Below are 15,854 nucleotides of genomic sequence, written 5' to 3'. Positions count from 1 at the left end.
CCTCCGTCTCCCACTACGATTGAACCGAAGTCCGTTTGTTTTTGGCAAAATCCGGGAACGCCACTGGATAACCGTTCTGTGCGACAGACTGCACCGACAGCGGCAATATGCAGCTTACTGCAACCGAATCGTACACATCGAAATCCGGCTGGCGCTTTTCGATAATAGCCGTAATAAACTCTTTCATGACGAAATAATCGCCGAATCGGGACGCTTGCTCCGCATTCGCTCTATCGCTTTCGCTTTTCCACCACGGATGTTCGAATTCATCGGTAAATTCGGATATTTTGGACCAGGCTGCGTTTCCTAGATGAGACTTTCCAGGCGATCTTCCGTCCAGCCAAACGAGCGGCTCTTCGTGGATGTCGCGTCCGGACAAGTAGGAGCCTTTCGTTCCTTGCAGCCCGTAGTACAAATAATTGAACGGACGCGGCGAGGAGAAATCGTTGCGCAAATAAATGACGGCTCCCTGCTTCGTGCGGATGAGCGATAGGCAGGAATCCCCTTGCTTCCAAAACTCCGGCTTGGAGCCCGGATGGCCGGGACCGAATATTTCGTTGAAATAGTCGCTTTGCGATGCCGGCTTCGAGACAATCGTCGTCATATAGTCGAAGGAATCGCCGCGGTTGATGCCGAGCCATTGCGATACCGGACCGAGCGAATGCGTCGGGTAATTGTTGCCGTTGAAGTCGCGCATCATCTCGCCTCGCCACTTGATGTTGCCTTGCGCGTCGTGAGTAGCGGTCCGCACATCGTGCACGTAGCCGCATTCCGCGTGGGTCAGCTCGCCGAAAGCGCCCGATTCGGCCATATGGCGAATCATCATGGCCATGCGAGTGTAGCAGAAATTTTCGGCCAGCATATAGACGGCGCCTGTCTGCTCCACCGTTTCGACTAGCTCCCAGCTTTCCTCGATCGTCATGGCCGACGCCACTTCGCAAAGCACATGCTTGCCTGCCTTCATCGCCTGCACGGACTGAGCGGCGTGAACCTGCATCGGAGTGGCCAGCAAGATCGCATCGATGTCCGGATCGTCCAGCAGCTTCTCGAAGCTGGTGAACGTCCGAATGTTCGGATATTTTTGTTTCCATTTCGCAAAGACGGCTTCATTTAAGTCGCATATCGCGTTCACCTCTACGATATCGGACAACAAATCGCACGATTTGTGATACCCGAAGCCGCGGTTTCCACCCACGACGGCTAACCGGACATGTTTCTTCTTCATCTGTCAAGCTCCTTCTGCAATGGTTTGTCTGTAAACTCTACTTGCCAAGCTCGGTATTCACTGCCTTCTGCATGGCATCGGTAGCATCGCGCAAGGCTACATTTAAGTCTTTCGTGCCGTTGATATAGTCCGTATACGCTTGACCTAACGGCGCAATAACCGTACCTTTTCTATCCAACGGATGGATGTCATGCGGCGGCGCCATTTTCGTTTCCGTAATCGCCTTCAACGCTTCCTCCGTACCGAGACCGGAATCTTTCCCCCACAGCGCCGTAATATCTTTGTTTTTGAGCACGGTCACTTTGCCGGAACGCGTAATCAAGCTTTGGATTTCTTCGGACTGCATCATCCAAGCGATAACTTCGAACGCCTGATCCGGATATTTGGTCGTTTTCGTAATATAAGAGCTGTGGAAATCAACCTCGGTTTGATAAGGCCGGTCTTTGAATTCCGGGTAGGTGACCATTCCCCACTTCATATCTTTGTATACCGCCGCATTTTGCACGACCGAGGCCAGCCATTCCGTGTACATGGCCAGCGTCTTATCGTTATTGAACGCTTTCGTTGTCGTTACTCCTTGCATGCCCGGGATCGTCCACGCCGCCTTCAGCGTCTCGAACACCTTTTCCATCCCGCTCAGGTTCACTTTGTTCGTCTTGTCGATATAACTGAGCGAATATTGCCCCCCTAAGTTGATATAGCTGTCGGCGCCGTATCCATGATACTGAATGCCCCCGTCGGTCCGGGTCAGCTTCCTGGAAAGCTCGATCGCCTCGTCGTGCGTCATATGGTTTTTCGGATACGGAACGGCGAATTTGTCGAACAAATCTTTGTTGTACAGCATCACCTTGAAGTTGATATACAGCGGAAGCGTAACCGTCTCCATCTTGTAGATCGGCGAATATTTTTTAAGCGTTTCCACCGTAGTGCTGTCGTACGCGTTCATGTCGATCTTGTACTTCTTGATAAACGGAGCCAAATCTTGGGCCAGTCCCAGCGGAGCCATCAATTGCGATTGCACGACTCCGCTTAGCACGATATCCGGCGTATTTCCGCTCGCGATCGTATCTTCGAGAAATTTCTGGTCGGCCGTTCTGGCGATTCCCGAGCCTTGATCGAGCGTAATATGGGGAAATTTCTTCTTTAACGGCTCGACAACGATCGTCTGCCAATCCTTCTCGTTAAACAAACCGTTCATCACCTTCAGCGTAACCGGTTGCGGCGGTGCCGCCTTATCCGCTTCGCCCGCTTTCGATTCTTCCTTCGTCGTACTGCTTGAACTGCATGCCGGCAATAATACGGCGGCTACAGCCAGAAATGCGGCCAGCCGCAACAATGACCTTCTGACCTTCAATAGGAACCCCTCCACAACCATGATTACAGCAACAGCCATCTGTCCCGCCTATCCCGCTTTCCCTCTCTCTACATCGGGCCGTTCCTGCAAGAGCAGTCATCACCTCCGCTTCCATACTCTTAATTATAGGAATGCAGACGGTAAAGCATATGGAAAACAGTCAGACTATTCTGTAAAAAACTCAGGTCTCCCTATACGCGGAGCAAAAGATCGAGTTATAATGCAAATAGTAAGCGTTCTCAAGCAAGGGTCTACCATAGGGGGGAATGTGTGGATGCAAATGACGCAAAGGCAGAAGGAAAACTTCGGCAACTACCTCGCCAATGTACAGACCGGTATTCGTGTATCCTCGTTTCGCACGCTGGGTGCCGAATGGATTCATTACAATATGAAGTATGAATACAACATGCTGTATTACATCGTTTCCGGCAGGTGCAACATCTGGGTGAACGGACTCCATCTGTTCCCTACTTCGGGAAGGCTTCTATTGCTGCCGGCCGGGTCTACGATATCCGCCACGTCCTACAACGACGAAAACTTCGTTAAATATTACTGCCACTTCACCTCTACGATCGGCGGAACGCGCCTGTTCGATCTGCTGCATATGTCGACGATGATCGAGGTCGAAGACAAGCCGCTCATTGAAAAGCAATTTCAAGAGCTTACCGACAACTTCACCACGAAAGGATTAACTTCCGCGCTGCGGGCCAAATCGACTTTGCTTCAACTCCTTTGCTACTTTATCGAGAAAAACCCCTCGCTCACGCTGCACGATTCCGGCCATTTCGATATGCAAAGCATCAACCGCGTCTTGGAATATATCGACGCGCATTTGGCGGATCGCTTGACCGTTGACGATCTTGCGGGCCTTGTCCACTTTCATCCCCATTATTTCATCCAAGTGTTCAAATCCATGATCGGTTTCTCGCCGATGCAATTTATCGCCAAAGTGCGTTACGAACGCGCCTGTACGCTGCTGTCTTCGACCAAGCTCAACATTCATGAGATTGCCGAGCATGTGGGGATCGATCCGGAATATTTCACGAAATTTTTCAAGCATCACAGTGGAGTCAGTCCGACCGCCTATCGCGAAAATCCGGCCCAGCATGATATGGAGCGTTCCAAGATGCAGTCCGGCTTGCAACGAGTACGCGTGAACGGGCGATAATCGGGAAACGACATCAAAACAAAAAGGATAGAGATTCAGAAAAAACGTTCTGAGCCTCTATCCTTTTATTATAGGTTCGGTTAATGAAACGGCCCGGCATAAGAGGGCTGATTGACAAATTTGCGCAGCCCGAGCCGGAGATCGATCGTACACCCCGCCCCTATTTCCACTTCAAGCCATCGTCCGTCGATAGGGATATGATTGGCAACGCCCCCTCTAACGTACTCCGCGGAAGTAAACGAATGCTCTCCGAACGCTCCGGCCTGTACGATGACCGTACGCGGCTGAATAGGGTGCAAATTGCAAAGCGTCAGCGCGATCCCGTCCTTCCGAATGGCGCCGACCAAGGCTGCGACATCTTCGGGTAAACCGGGGCGTTTCCGGTCCGCATCGTAATAGCGTACCGACACATTAAGCAGACCCCCGTTATAGACGGGCAGCAGACCGCCCATCGTCAGGTGAACGAGCGCTTCGGTCGTAACCGTGCTGCGATACAGCAGGAACGTCTGGAAATACGAGTGTACGGTCGACTCGCTGAACCGTCGGCCATATTTCTCGTTGATTTGCCGCGTTACCTCGCGCAGCTCCTCGTATTCCACCTCGTTATCGGGAGGATACCCCCACCCGCTCTCGGCGCCTTCCAGCTCGCCGCGCAGCTTCTTCAGCTGCCCGTATACCTGGTTCATGCTGTGCACTAGAGCATCGACCGGATAATCCGGATATCCCCCGTCCAAGTAGTTCATATAGGCGTTGTATTGTCCGCCCATCGTCTTGGCGTTGACCGCCCGCGCCGATACATGATTCCACGTGTCGTTCGTGTTATCGCGCAATTGTTTCAGCAGATCCATATCTTGCGGATCCAATGTGTCCATATAGACGCGTGCCGGATGAGACGGGTTCTGCGTCCGGAATTCGTACCAGCCGTCGATTTGGCGCAGCCTTGTAAACCCCGGTTTGTCCGTAATCCGGTCGGGACGCGATATCGGCTGTCGGGATGCATATTCGATCACCGAATCGGGGTCGGCATACTTTTGCGGCAGAAGCAGACTTCCCTGCTCATCTTGAACCGCATGGCTCATCAACATCAGAAGCTGCTCGCGAACCCAAGTCAGCCGCCCCGTCTTGCCGGTCAGCAGACGCTCGTTCTCCCCCGCAATCGTCATAGCGTCGCCGATAAATTGAAACCCGTGGGGGAACGTCCAGCCGTAATGCCCCCCATACCATTTGCCGTTCATCGTCTCGCCGACAGCGCCGGACGGTCCCGCATTGTCGGGCATGACGCCATCCGACGCCGCATACCGCTCGCGCCAGCCTTCGATGTAATCTAGCACCCAGTCCCTGTATTTCTCCTCGCCGGTATGGATATAGGCGTTCAATACCATTGAAGTGACCATCAGGTTCGTAACGGTGTCCGCACGGCCCAGACGCTCACCGTACACTTTGCCGTACTTCTCCGCATTTTGAGCATCCTTCAAGTCGAGCATCGTCCGAATGCCGGGTACGTCATAATAAGCAAGCCCATACGGCTCCATCCAGCTGCTGTACTTGTACGGCTTCGTGAACTTGTGAAACGCCGGTCCGTTGCTGCCGATCAAGCTGGAGCGGAATACGCGATGAACCGGATCGTAGTTCGGTTCGGGCACATTTGCGGTTTCATTTGTAAAAAATCCGGCGAATCGTATGGCGCGTTCCCGGTTTTGTTCATTGTCCGGATCGGCGGCATTCAACATATAGAATAATTGGGCCGCCTCGCCTTGATGCATCCAATCGATATCCGACAAATATTCGTCGACAAGCAGCGTATCCCGTCCGATACGGGCGGCGTACTGCTCTTCGATACCCAGGTCTTTCTTCGGGAGCCGGGAAAATTGCCGGATCAGCGCATTATGCTGCTTGTGGGCAAGCTCCAAAAACCGCCGGCTGCCCCCGAGCAAATAAAACAGCGGCCAACTGTGAAAGCCTTCGAAAGCATTGTCGACATTGCTGTAAGCATACGTCTGAAAGTCCGCTATGTCGGGCCAAAACAGCTCGCCTTCCGGCGTTAGAAACCGATCCAATACAAGGTCTACCGAGTCATTCATAAGCGAGATAAGACGGCGTTCCAATACGGCCCATAGCGGCATGGAGGCCGCGGGCTCGTCGGCGGTCACTTTCGGAAGAGCATGTGCAGGCATATCCGTTCCTCCCTTATCCTTCTTTATGAAGCACAGGCGGATTCAGTTATATCGGCCGGCTTCCAAAAAGGCGATCATGCCGGGATCGAGCTCGCAACAATCGGCAGTCAAGCATTGGGTCAATTGCTCCATGCTTCTGCAGCTGATGATCGGTATGGTAAAAAAATGCCGCTTCTGATGGCACATATAAGCGATAGCCAGTACGGTGACGGAAATCCCGGTTTCCGCCGACAGCTTCTGCAACCGTCGAAGCATGTCCAGATTGTGCCGCGAGTAGTACTGCTTGCGCAGCGATTCATCGATGCCTTCCTCTCCGTATTGATCGAAAATGGCGAAAAAGCCGCGCGCCTGTGAAGAATAAGCGCAAACGGAAAGTCCGGTGCGACGATGGAACTCGTACAGCGCGCCGTCCATCCATATGTTATTCAATTCCGAATCGTTCGCGTGGTTTACGGTGGCTAGACTCCACTCGATCTCGCTAGCCACAAATGCTGTCTTGCCCGTCTTGGCTGCGTATTCGTTCGCTTCCTCGATCCGGTCCGCAGCCCAATTGGAGCACCCGGCATATCGGATTTTCCCTTCCTTCACTTTATCGTCCAGCAAATCGATGATTTCCCCCACCGGTACGCTCCGGTCATCCACATGCAAGTAATACAGATCGATATAGTCGGTATGGAGATGCTTCAAGCTTTCGTCCACCTGCTTCGCCAGTTGTTCATAGCGAAGCGTGCGACGATAGTTGCCACTTATTTCATGACCGCCCTTCGTTGCCACAACGAATTGACTGCGATTGCCCCGGTCGGCCATCCACTTGCCGAGTACTTGTTCCGATGCGTTGTTTGTACCGTATGTACGGGCCGTATCCACAAAGAATCCGCCTTCCGCCGCAAATGCATCCAAATGACGAAACGACTCCTGTTCGTCTACATAGCTGCCAAAGGGTGAAGCGCCAAGGCAAATCCCGGACACATTCAGGACGGTCCCCGGCATACAATACGTTTTCATATGGCGGCATCTCCTTGTGATTCCACATTACCGTATGTCCGATTCAATCTTGGCTATATGCGAATGCAAATGACCGAATGGCAGGGCGGCTACAATCCGTACACTCGCTCTGCGTTTCGACGCATCACTTTCTCCAGCACGCCTTCATGCTTGGAAGCCAGAAACGATTCGGTAGCACGTACCGAAGTTCCATACTCGCCCTTTAACTCCAGGAAGGGCCAATCGGAGCCAAATAAACAGCGATCCTCACCAAATGCGCGGTAAGCGGCCTCCAGTACGGGCATGTAGCAAGAAACGTCGGTCGGTGCGGGATCTGCGCTCGCCAGCGGCAGAAGCGCGGACGTTTTCATATACACATTGGGGTAAGCGGACATGTCCTCAAGAAATTGCATAAATGCCGGCGGCATCGTCTTCGCGTCCGTCTGCATGCGGGCGAAATGCTCGATAATAAAATTTACTTCGGGATTCGCCTCGATTAATCCGCTCATCTTAGCTATCCCTTCAAAGCTGCCGAGAAATTCCAGCACGTTTGCTCGCTTGCCCGACACGTACGCAGCGTTGCGGAAATCCTGCTCATTCGGTTTCTCCGTGCATATAAAGCGGAAGCCGCGAAATTTCGGATATTCGCAGAACCGGTCATACCACTCGATGAAGTCCGGTGACCCCGCTTCGATAAATCCGATCACCGCAGCAATGGATGGATCGTCATGCATCGTTTCAAGGATCAGCTTAGTCTGCTCGGGCTGTGTCGTGCACGCAACGACAACCGATCGCGTAATCCCGTGAGGAGCGGCCTGCTTTGTGAAATCAGGCGGCAGGACGGTTCGGTAAATGGGCGAGCCCGGCTCCGGCCAACTGAAATCTCCGGCTTCAGGATCATACAAATGAATGTGCGTATCAATGTTCATAATAACGATCACCCCGTATCCATATTCGAGTTTTCAAGAAACCCATACATACAGCAATAATTATATATTATATATCATATATCGGATGTCGCATACTCCATTTTGAATATTTTCACCCTATCGTTCCCCCTACCCTATCTATCAGGGCGAGCACAAAAAAACCATTCCCTAAGGAATGGCAGGCCACATACCGGGGTAACAGCGCGGATCAAGCCGACCTGAACATCCCCCACAGCTTGATCAAATGAAACGTATTGTTCGGATCGATCTTCAAGTCGAGAACCATCTGTACGATTTGGTTCGCCAAGCTTTCCGTGACGGGCTCGTGCAGCACTTTCGTCAGCTTGCTGACAAGCGTTTTGACTTTGGCCCTATCCTGCAAATCCTCTTTGGTGACTCCGTCCAATAACATTTTCACGCTGTCTTTCATATCGGGATCTTTCAGCTTCATCTTGACCCGCTCCACCAGCTCCCGCGGGATTCCGTACTTTTGATAGCTCAATTGGACACCTCCCGAAAATCGTCATTGTACAATGTATGCGGGAAGTGCGGTCATCTTGACTATGCATTCGCGGTTTACCGAATAGCGGCAATAATTGTACTTATACCGCCATAAATGGACCGTTCAAGAAAAATAAGAAAAACGACTATCGTCGTATTTCGATGATGAGCGACCGCGATTTAGCTGAAGTTTTTCTTGGTAAAGAATGTCGTATTTCGCTTTAATGCTTTAGCGAACTTAAACATTCTTTATCGATAAGAAAAACGTCTATCGACGTACTTCAAGGATGAGCGACCGCTACTCTCACCCCAAAAAGTGACGCTATCCTTCGAAGATTACACCGGGTACTTTTCGGGAACCCGAACACCGGAAGTTTTTCTTGGTTCAGAAACTCGCACTTCGCTTTAACGCTTTAGCGAAGTTAAACTTTCTGAATCAATAAAAGAAGAAATCGTCCTTATCGGCACAATTTCTTCCAGAAGCACGGACATTTTGTCCAATATCACAAAAATAAATGCGATAATTTCCGCTATTCGCAAAACAAGCCTATGAATCGCACCAATAACGTCGATTTTTTTCCTCTATCCGGAATCTTCCCATACGCAAAGAAATCAATCCAACCGTTCTCCGTCCAAAATTTGCTCCCTATGCAAAAACTCGCGCAGAGGCAGCGTCTCCGCCGACGTCCAAAACCCGGGCCGGGCGACCAGCTCGGCCGTATCGTCGCGCGCCATCTCCATCACTTCGAAGTCGCTCATCATGTCGGCAAGCTTGAAATCCGGCAGCCCGCTTTGCTTCGTTCCGAAAAAGTCGCCGGGCCCCCGAAGCTCCAAATCTCGGCGGGCGATCTCGAAGCCGTCGTTCGTCTCGGTCATCACTTTCAGCCGTTCCTTCGCCGTTTCGTTCTTCGGATCGGCGATCAGAATGCAGTGCGATTGATGCTCCCCCCGGCCGACGCGACCGCGCAGCTGGTGAAGCTGAGACAGGCCGAACCGGACGGCGTCGTAGATGACCATGACCGTCGCATTCGGGACATCGACTCCGACCTCGATAACCGTCGTGGAAACGAGCACTTGCACTTCGTTGTCCTTGAATGCGCGCATGACCTCGTCTTTCTCTTGCGGATGCATCCTGCCATGCAGCAAGCCTACGCGAAACTCGGGGAACGCGTGCGACATTTGCGCATGCACGTCGATCGCATTTTGTACGTCCAGCTTGTCCGATTCTTCGATCAACGGGCATATGACATACGCCTGCCTGCCTGCCAGCACCTCGCGCCGGATGAAACTGATGACGCGCTCGAGCTTATCGTGTTCGACGTGATAAGTCTTAATCGGTTTACGGCCCTGAGGAAGCTCCCGCAGCGTCGACACGTCCAGATCTCCAAAGGCGGTAATGGCGAGCGTCCGCGGAATCGGCGTGGCGGTCATCGACAGCACGTCGGGATTCATCCCTTTGCGCCGCAATACGCTGCGCTGGTTGACGCCGAACCGATGCTGCTCGTCCGTGACCACCAGACCAAGCTTGCGGAACAGCACATCATCCTGGATAAGCGCGTGCGTTCCGACTACAATGTCGATCAGCCCCATATGGAGCGAATTGATCGTATCGCGCCGCTGCCGGTCTGTGAGACTGCCTGTCAGCAGACCGACCTGGACGCCGTATGGCTCGAATAACCGCTCGAGCGACCGTTTATGCTGCTCGGCTAATATTTCCGTCGGCACCATGAGAGCGCCCTGGCATCCGGCCTTGACCGTTGCGAACAACGCGGCGGCCGCCACCACGGTTTTCCCCGCGCCGACGTCGCCCTGCAACAGCCGATTCATGCAGTACGGCTCCTTCAAATCGTGCAATATTTCCGCGATCACTTTTTTCTGCGAATCGGTCAGCTTGAACGGAAGCGCACGGACGAATTGCCGGACATCCTCGTTGTCGAACTCGTGGGCGACTCCGTCCGCACGCTTTCTTTGTACCGCTCGGAACGCCTGCAGCTTCAGTTGGAAGAAGAACAGTTCCTCATAGACGAGCCTTCTGCGGGCCTGCTTGCCTTCCTCCACGTCGTCCGGGTGATGAATCCGGTATACCGCCTGCTTGCGCGGCATGAAGCCGTACTTTTGCGCGATTTCGGGCGGAATCGCCTCTGTTACGAGCGCGCCGAATTGGGTGAGCGCCTGGTGCACCGTTTTGCGCATCCATTTCTGCGTAATGCCGCCCGTAATCGAATAAACAGGCTGCAGCGTTCCCGACTGAGACGAGCTTCCTCCCGGAAACTCCGACTCGGCAACGGTGAGCTGCAGCCTGCGGCCGTCCCATTTTCCCGTCAATACGATTTCTTGCCCGGGCTTCAGCTTGTCCTTCATAAAATGCCGGTTGAACCAGACGGTCGAAATGAACAACGGCTCGGCATATACTTTGCACGTCATTCGCGACTTGCTGCGCCCATACATTTGAACGCTCGGTTCGCTATAGATTTTGCCTTGTATCGTAACCTTCTCCCCGTCCTTCACGCCGGTCAGATCGCGTATCCGGTAGTCCTCGTACCGGAACGGAAAATATTCGATCAGGCGGGCGACCGAATCGATCCCCAGCGCCTCCAGCTCCTTCGCCTTGGCCGGAGTCACGCCCGAGACGCTTCGAACGGGGAGAGCATGCAAATCCGTACTCATGGGGCAGGTCTCGCGAACGCGGCTACCGTACCCGGACCGGCATGAGTCCCGACTACAGGACCTACATCCGTAAACGTCATCTCGGAAATCCGGAAGTTCGCACGCAGCAGCTCTGCGAATTCGTCGGCCATTTCCTGGGACTTGGCGTGCGCCACGGTCATATGAAGATCCCGGTCGCCGAATTCCGCCTTCAACATTTCGACGATGCGGGCCATCGCCTTCTTGCTACCGCGAACTTTGTCCACCGACGATACTTCCCCGTCGTTATCGATTGTCAATATCGGTTTAATGTTCAGCAGCGAACCGAATAGAGCGGCGGCTTTGCCGATTCGCCCGCCCTTCTGCAAATATTCGAGAGTGCCCACGAGAAAGTAGATGCGCATCTCCCGACGCAGCCGCTCGAGATGGGCGACGATTTCATCTTTGCTTTTGCCTTGCTTCGCCGCCTTGGCCGCTTCCACAACCAGCAGTCCGATCCCGTATGATGCCGACTTGGAATCTACGACCGATACGTTCGTATTACCGTCCAAAATCGATTTGGCCAGTACGGCCGACTGGTACGTGCCGCTGAGCGCCGAAGAAAGATGAATCGAGATGATTTCCGTACCCGGTTCGCTGCCCAGCGATTTATACACTTCCAGAAAATCCGCCGGCGAAGGCTGCGAAGTCGTCGGCATCGCCGCGGCGGATGCCAGCTTATCGTAAAATTGGTCGGGACGGATCGTTACGGCGTCGTAAAACGTTTCCGCGCCAAAATGCACCTTCAAGGGCACCATTTCGATGCCGTATTCTTTCCGGACCGCTTCCGGAATATCGGACGTGCTGTCCGTCACGATTCGGATTTTCGCCATCGGCGTACCCCTCTTCCGTCCATTAAAATTATTCTACCGAAAACAAATAATAATACAGCGGCTGTCCGCCTGCCAGCACTTCCAGCTCGGCATCGGGATAAGCCTCCTCGACGAGCTCGGCGAGCCGGACCGTATCCGACTCGGACGCTTCGGCGCCCGTCAGAACCGTTACGACCTCCCCGCCCTCCGCCATCATACTATCAAGCAGCTTGCGGCAAGTGTCAAGCAAGTCGGGACCGGAAACGACGATTTTGCTGTTATGGATGCCGAGATAGTCGCCTTCGCGAATATCGATGCCGTCGATTTGCGAATCTCGAACCGCGTACGTCACTTGTCCCGATTGAACCGTACCGATCGCTTCTTCCATCGCAGCCGCGTTCCGTTCCGCCGTTGCATTCGCCTGGAATGCGAGCATGGCCGAAATTCCTTGCGGGATCGTTTTCGTCGGCAATACGATGATGCGGCGGTCCGTCAAATCGCGAGCCTGTTGGGCCGCAAGCACGATATTGGAGTTATTCGGCAGGACGAATACCGTCTCCGCCCGGACTTTGTCGATTGCGCCTACGATATCTTCCGTGCTCGGATTCATCGTTTGACCGCCCGAAAGCACGACGTCAACGCCCATGTTTTTGAAAATGGCCGCTATCCCGTCGCCTGCCGATACCGCTACGAATCCGAACGGCTTGGCCGACTCCGCAGTAACAGGGTCCTCCTGTTTCGAAGCATCATGAACGTGTAGAGGTTTGGCGGCTTGTCCGCCGCTTTCCTCCACGATATGGGTATGCTGCTCCCGCATATTATCGATCTTGATCTTCACCAATTCGCCGTACCGCTGCGCAAACGTCAGGACGTTGCCCGGATACTCCGAGTGCAGATGCACCTTCACCAGGTCGTCGTCGGCGACAACAAGCACGGAATCGCCATGCCGCTCCATCTCGTCCCGGAACAGCGGCTCGTCGAACACCGCACCCGGCGTCTTCCCAGGCTCCAGCCGGATCATGAACTCAGTACAATAGCCGAACTCGATATCCTCCGTCGCCAGATGGGCTTGAGCGTGCATCCTCTCTCCGGCACCGTGACCCGGAACGTTGACCGCGATTGCCGTATCGCTTGCGGAAACGTCCGGCATTTCTCCGCTCAGGGCGGCGACGAAGCCTTCGTAAATCAACACGAGGCCTTGTCCGCCCGCATCAACGACGCCAACCTGCTTAAGCACCGGCAGCTGCTCCGGCGTCTTCGCCAAAGCTTCCTTCGCCTTGGCCAGCACTTCGCGCATCAGCTCGCCGATATCCCCGCTGCGCCGCACCGAAGCAAGCCCATGCTTGGCCGCTTCGCGGGCTACGGTCAGGATCGTTCCTTCGACCGGCTTCAAGATCGCCTTGTAAGCCGTATCCACGCCCTGCTGAAGAGCGGCCGCGAACTGCTGCACATCGATTTCTTCCTGATCCTGGACCGCCTTGGCGAAGCCCCGGAACAGCTGCGACAGGATGACCCCCGAATTGCCCCGGGCGCCCATCAGCAGCCCTTTTGACAGCGCCTCGGCCGATTTGCCGATATGCGGGGAAGTCTTTTTCTTAAGCTCCTCCACGCCGGATGTCAAGGTCATGTTCATGTTCGTTCCCGTGTCTCCGTCCGGTACGGGAAATACATTCAAAGCGTTGACGTTTCCCACGTTTGCGTGCAAAGCTTCGGCGCCTCTGCTGATCATGTTGGTAAAATTTGAGCCATTAAGCTTATAAAAGCGCTTACTCAAGAAAAAACTCCCCCATCCCTCGGAATACGTGCCGGTTGCTGTTTCCTGCTTCTTTTCAGCGCGCGATGCGCACGCCCTGAACGACTATATCCACGAAATCGGCCTTCAGTCCGACCACTTCATTCAGCACATATTTTACTTTGGACTGCACGTTGTGCGCGACTTCGGAAATTTTCGTGCCATAGCTTACGATAATGTGCAGCTCGATATGCACCCCGTCCGGTTCCACCCTCACTTCGACGCCGCGGCTCAAGTTCTCGCGGCCGAGCAGCTCGGAAATGCCGTCCTTCAGTTGCTTCCTCGAAGCCATGCCGACCAATCCGTAGCAGTCGAGCGCGGCCTGTCCGGCCAATACGGCTATACAATCGTTGGAAACGATAATTTTACCCCATTCGTTGTCGATCTGCATGGACATAAGCAAACTTCCTCCCAGATTCTTATGCTATCGGAACCGAATAAGTCCGAATATAGTCAATGAATCGTCAAGCGAAACGTTTCTTTCATTTTACTATAATCGACATAAGAAAGAAATGCAAAAAGCGCATCGCTTGGAATTGACGCCACTATACGGCATATGCTAATATATTGTGGTATGTGTTCGGTACGATTGTCTTTCAGGAGGTGTAATTCATGTCCCGCAAATGTTATATTACTGGCAAAAGCCCGCGCCAAGGCAACCACGTGTCCCACGCAAACAACCGCAACAAACGGACCTGGGGCGTTAACGTGCAAAAAGTGCGCATTATGGTTAACGGCAAGCCGAAACGCGTCTATGTAAGCGCCCGTGCTCTGAAATCCGGCCTTGTCGAGCGCGTGTAAGCATTTCTCCGGAAACGATGCCTCACCGCTGGTCGAGGCGAATAGACAAAAAGCACCCGTATCTAGGTGCTTTTTTTTCGTTTCCATCGTCCGCCATCGTTCGATAAGCAGCACGAATACGTCTTCCCTTAGGTCCTGTTGTTCGCTGCAAGCCCGTCTGCGGGTCTTCGAACCGGCTGCAATTCAGCTTTTGCTAAACGAGTTTAAAATCGCTTTGACCATACCACCCAAAAATCTCGGTAGCTTAATCGTATAAAATTTCATTTCTACCCCTCCCTCGCATGTTCCGCGCGGCCCCGAACGCCCGCCGTCTGTCCCGTTTTTGCGCCGCCGCGCGGATTCACCTTGTGACTTCAGCTTATTCGCCGCCTGCGGAAAAGGTGAAGACCCGGACAAAAAAACTACAAGAGCGGCAACTCTTGTAGTCATTTATATGCAGCCTCGCGGGAAAACATACCGGAAGCGCGCTTTACGGTTCTACTTTCAACCCCGGGGGCTCTAGATTCAAGATCGGGATTTTGCCGACCGCGACGTATACGACCGTCAGGAGCACCCAGAATACGAGCGTCAGAAGCACGAAGCTGATGCGCAGCCCTTTGGACTCGAACGTCTTGAAGTAATAAATGCCGATAAACAGCGCGCCAAGCGAGTAAATATAGCGAAAAATCGAAAATTCATGCCACGAAAAGATCAACAGCAGGTGGCCGGCCAAAAAACTGCAAAGCAGAAGCAGCAGCGTCTTCCTCAAAGAACGGTTCCTCCCGTTCCGGCCGCTCTGCGGATACGCGAGATCGCTTCTTGGCGGTCCGACTGCGCAAAAACCGCATTGCCCGCAACAAGGACGTTCGCGCCGGCTTGCCGCACGAGCGGCGCCGTCTCCTCATTGACTCCACCGTCCACTTCCACATGCACGTGACCGAGTCCTCGTTCGTCCAGCATGCTGCGGAGCGCAGCTATTTTCGGAACGCTGGTATGTATAAAGCGCTGGCCCCCGAAGCCGGGGTTGACCGTCATGAGCAGGACAAGATCGATATCTTCGACGATATGCTCCAATGCGGTCAACGGGGTTGCCGGATTAAGCACGACCCCCGCCTTGACGCCCTCTCCCTTGATCAACTGCACCGTCCGGTGCAAATGCGTGCACGCTTCCGCGTGAACGGAAATATAATCGGCGCCGGCCTGCGCGAACGCACGTATATAATCATCCGGCCGGGAAATCATGAGATGAACGTCGAGCGTCAGCTTCGTATGCGGCCTGACGGCCTGGACGATCTGCGGCCCGAGCGTAATGTTCGGCACGAAATGCCCGTCCATGACGTCCACGTGAATCCAATCCGCCCCGCCCTGTTCAACGTCCCGGATTTCATCGCCGAGCCGCGCGAAATCCGCCGACAAAATCGAAGGAGCAATTAACAAATCCGCCATCTTC

14 protein-coding genes and 1 pseudogene are annotated in these 15,854 nt (G+C 53.7%); 2 read left to right on the top strand and 13 right to left on the bottom strand.

All coding sequences use genetic code 11. From position 1 onward, the window contains the following. Window positions 1–13: 13 nt before the first annotated feature. Entirely contained in the window at window positions 14–1,225 is a 1,212-nt protein-coding gene (locus FE783_RS02870; RefSeq protein WP_138877825.1) for a Gfo/Idh/MocA family protein, read from the bottom strand. A 37-nt stretch (window positions 1,226–1,262) separates the two neighbouring features. Beyond that, a complete protein-coding gene (locus FE783_RS02865; RefSeq protein ID WP_138877824.1) occupies window positions 1,263–2,618 on the bottom strand; it encodes an ABC transporter substrate-binding protein in 1,356 nt (451 codons plus the stop codon). A 235-nt stretch (window positions 2,619–2,853) separates the two neighbouring features. Between FE783_RS02865 and FE783_RS02860 the strand changes: the two genes are divergently transcribed. Further along, entirely contained in the window at window positions 2,854–3,747 is an 894-nt protein-coding gene (locus FE783_RS02860; protein ID WP_158301591.1) for a helix-turn-helix domain-containing protein, read from the top strand. Window positions 3,748–4,403: 656 nt separating this feature from the next. On the opposite strand, the pseudogene FE783_RS02855 reads toward FE783_RS02860, so the two are convergent. From FE783_RS02855 to FE783_RS02820, 8 genes and pseudogenes are all read right to left on the bottom strand, one after another. Beyond that, a pseudogene (locus tag FE783_RS02855) lies at window positions 4,404–5,921 on the bottom strand (DUF8034 domain-containing protein); the annotation flags it as partial. Window positions 5,922–5,963: 42 nt separating this feature from the next. Beyond that, window positions 5,964–6,926 (bottom strand): aldo/keto reductase, encoded by a 963-nt coding sequence (locus tag FE783_RS02850; RefSeq protein WP_138877821.1) that lies wholly within the window; start codon window positions 6,924–6,926, stop codon window positions 5,964–5,966. An 89-nt stretch (window positions 6,927–7,015) separates the two neighbouring features. Further along, on the bottom strand, window positions 7,016–7,834 hold the full coding sequence (locus tag FE783_RS02845) for an amidohydrolase family protein (RefSeq protein WP_138877820.1): 819 nt from the start codon (window positions 7,832–7,834) through the stop codon (window positions 7,016–7,018). Window positions 7,835–8,042: 208 nt separating this feature from the next. Then, the gene (locus FE783_RS02840; RefSeq protein ID WP_138877819.1) at window positions 8,043–8,336 is read right to left on the bottom strand and encodes a stage VI sporulation protein F; all 294 of its coding nucleotides are present in this window, start codon (window positions 8,334–8,336) and stop codon (window positions 8,043–8,045) included. A 611-nt stretch (window positions 8,337–8,947) separates the two neighbouring features. After that, window positions 8,948–11,002 carry an ATP-dependent DNA helicase RecG gene (gene recG / locus FE783_RS02835; protein ID WP_138877818.1) on the bottom strand — a complete coding sequence of 685 codons (2,055 nt, stop codon included), beginning with the start codon at window positions 11,000–11,002 and terminating at the stop codon, window positions 8,948–8,950. Beyond that, window positions 10,999–11,853 carry a DegV family protein gene (locus tag FE783_RS02830; RefSeq protein ID WP_138877817.1) on the bottom strand — a complete coding sequence of 285 codons (855 nt, stop codon included), beginning with the start codon at window positions 11,851–11,853 and terminating at the stop codon, window positions 10,999–11,001. Before FE783_RS02830 ends, recG begins: the two co-directional genes overlap by 4 nt. Window positions 11,854–11,881: 28 nt before the next feature. Next, the gene (locus FE783_RS02825; protein WP_202916128.1) at window positions 11,882–13,561 is read right to left on the bottom strand and encodes a DAK2 domain-containing protein; all 1,680 of its coding nucleotides are present in this window, start codon (window positions 13,559–13,561) and stop codon (window positions 11,882–11,884) included. Window positions 13,562–13,661: 100 nt separating this feature from the next. Next, a complete protein-coding gene (locus FE783_RS02820) occupies window positions 13,662–14,021 on the bottom strand; it encodes an Asp23/Gls24 family envelope stress response protein (protein ID WP_138877815.1) in 360 nt (119 codons plus the stop codon). A gap of 215 nt (window positions 14,022–14,236) precedes the next feature. Here FE783_RS02820 and rpmB point away from each other — a divergent pair, with 215 nt between their 5' ends. After that, window positions 14,237–14,425 (top strand): 50S ribosomal protein L28, encoded by a 189-nt coding sequence (gene rpmB, locus FE783_RS02815; RefSeq protein WP_138877814.1) that lies wholly within the window; start codon window positions 14,237–14,239, stop codon window positions 14,423–14,425. 183 nt (window positions 14,426–14,608) lie between these two features. On the opposite strand, the gene spoVM is transcribed toward rpmB, so the two are convergent. From spoVM to rpe, 3 genes are all read right to left on the bottom strand, one after another. Further along, complete coding sequence (gene spoVM, locus FE783_RS02810) at window positions 14,609–14,689, bottom strand: stage V sporulation protein SpoVM (protein ID WP_138878267.1); 81 nt, start codon at window positions 14,687–14,689, stop codon at window positions 14,609–14,611. A 205-nt stretch (window positions 14,690–14,894) separates the two neighbouring features. Continuing rightward, a complete protein-coding gene (locus FE783_RS02805) occupies window positions 14,895–15,173 on the bottom strand; it encodes a hypothetical protein (RefSeq protein ID WP_138877813.1) in 279 nt (92 codons plus the stop codon). Then, window positions 15,170–15,850, bottom strand: coding sequence for a ribulose-phosphate 3-epimerase (gene rpe / locus FE783_RS02800; protein ID WP_138877812.1), 681 nt, complete (start codon window positions 15,848–15,850; stop codon window positions 15,170–15,172). Before rpe ends, FE783_RS02805 begins: the two co-directional genes overlap by 4 nt. Window positions 15,851–15,854 lie beyond the last annotated feature (4 nt).

Source organism: Paenibacillus mesophilus (assembly GCF_005938385.1).
GTDB lineage: Bacteria > Bacillota > Bacilli > Paenibacillales > NBRC-103111 > Paenibacillus_AB > Paenibacillus_AB mesophilus.
Note: the sequence above shows the minus strand (reverse complement) of the source record. Positions and strands in the feature narration are given on the sequence as shown.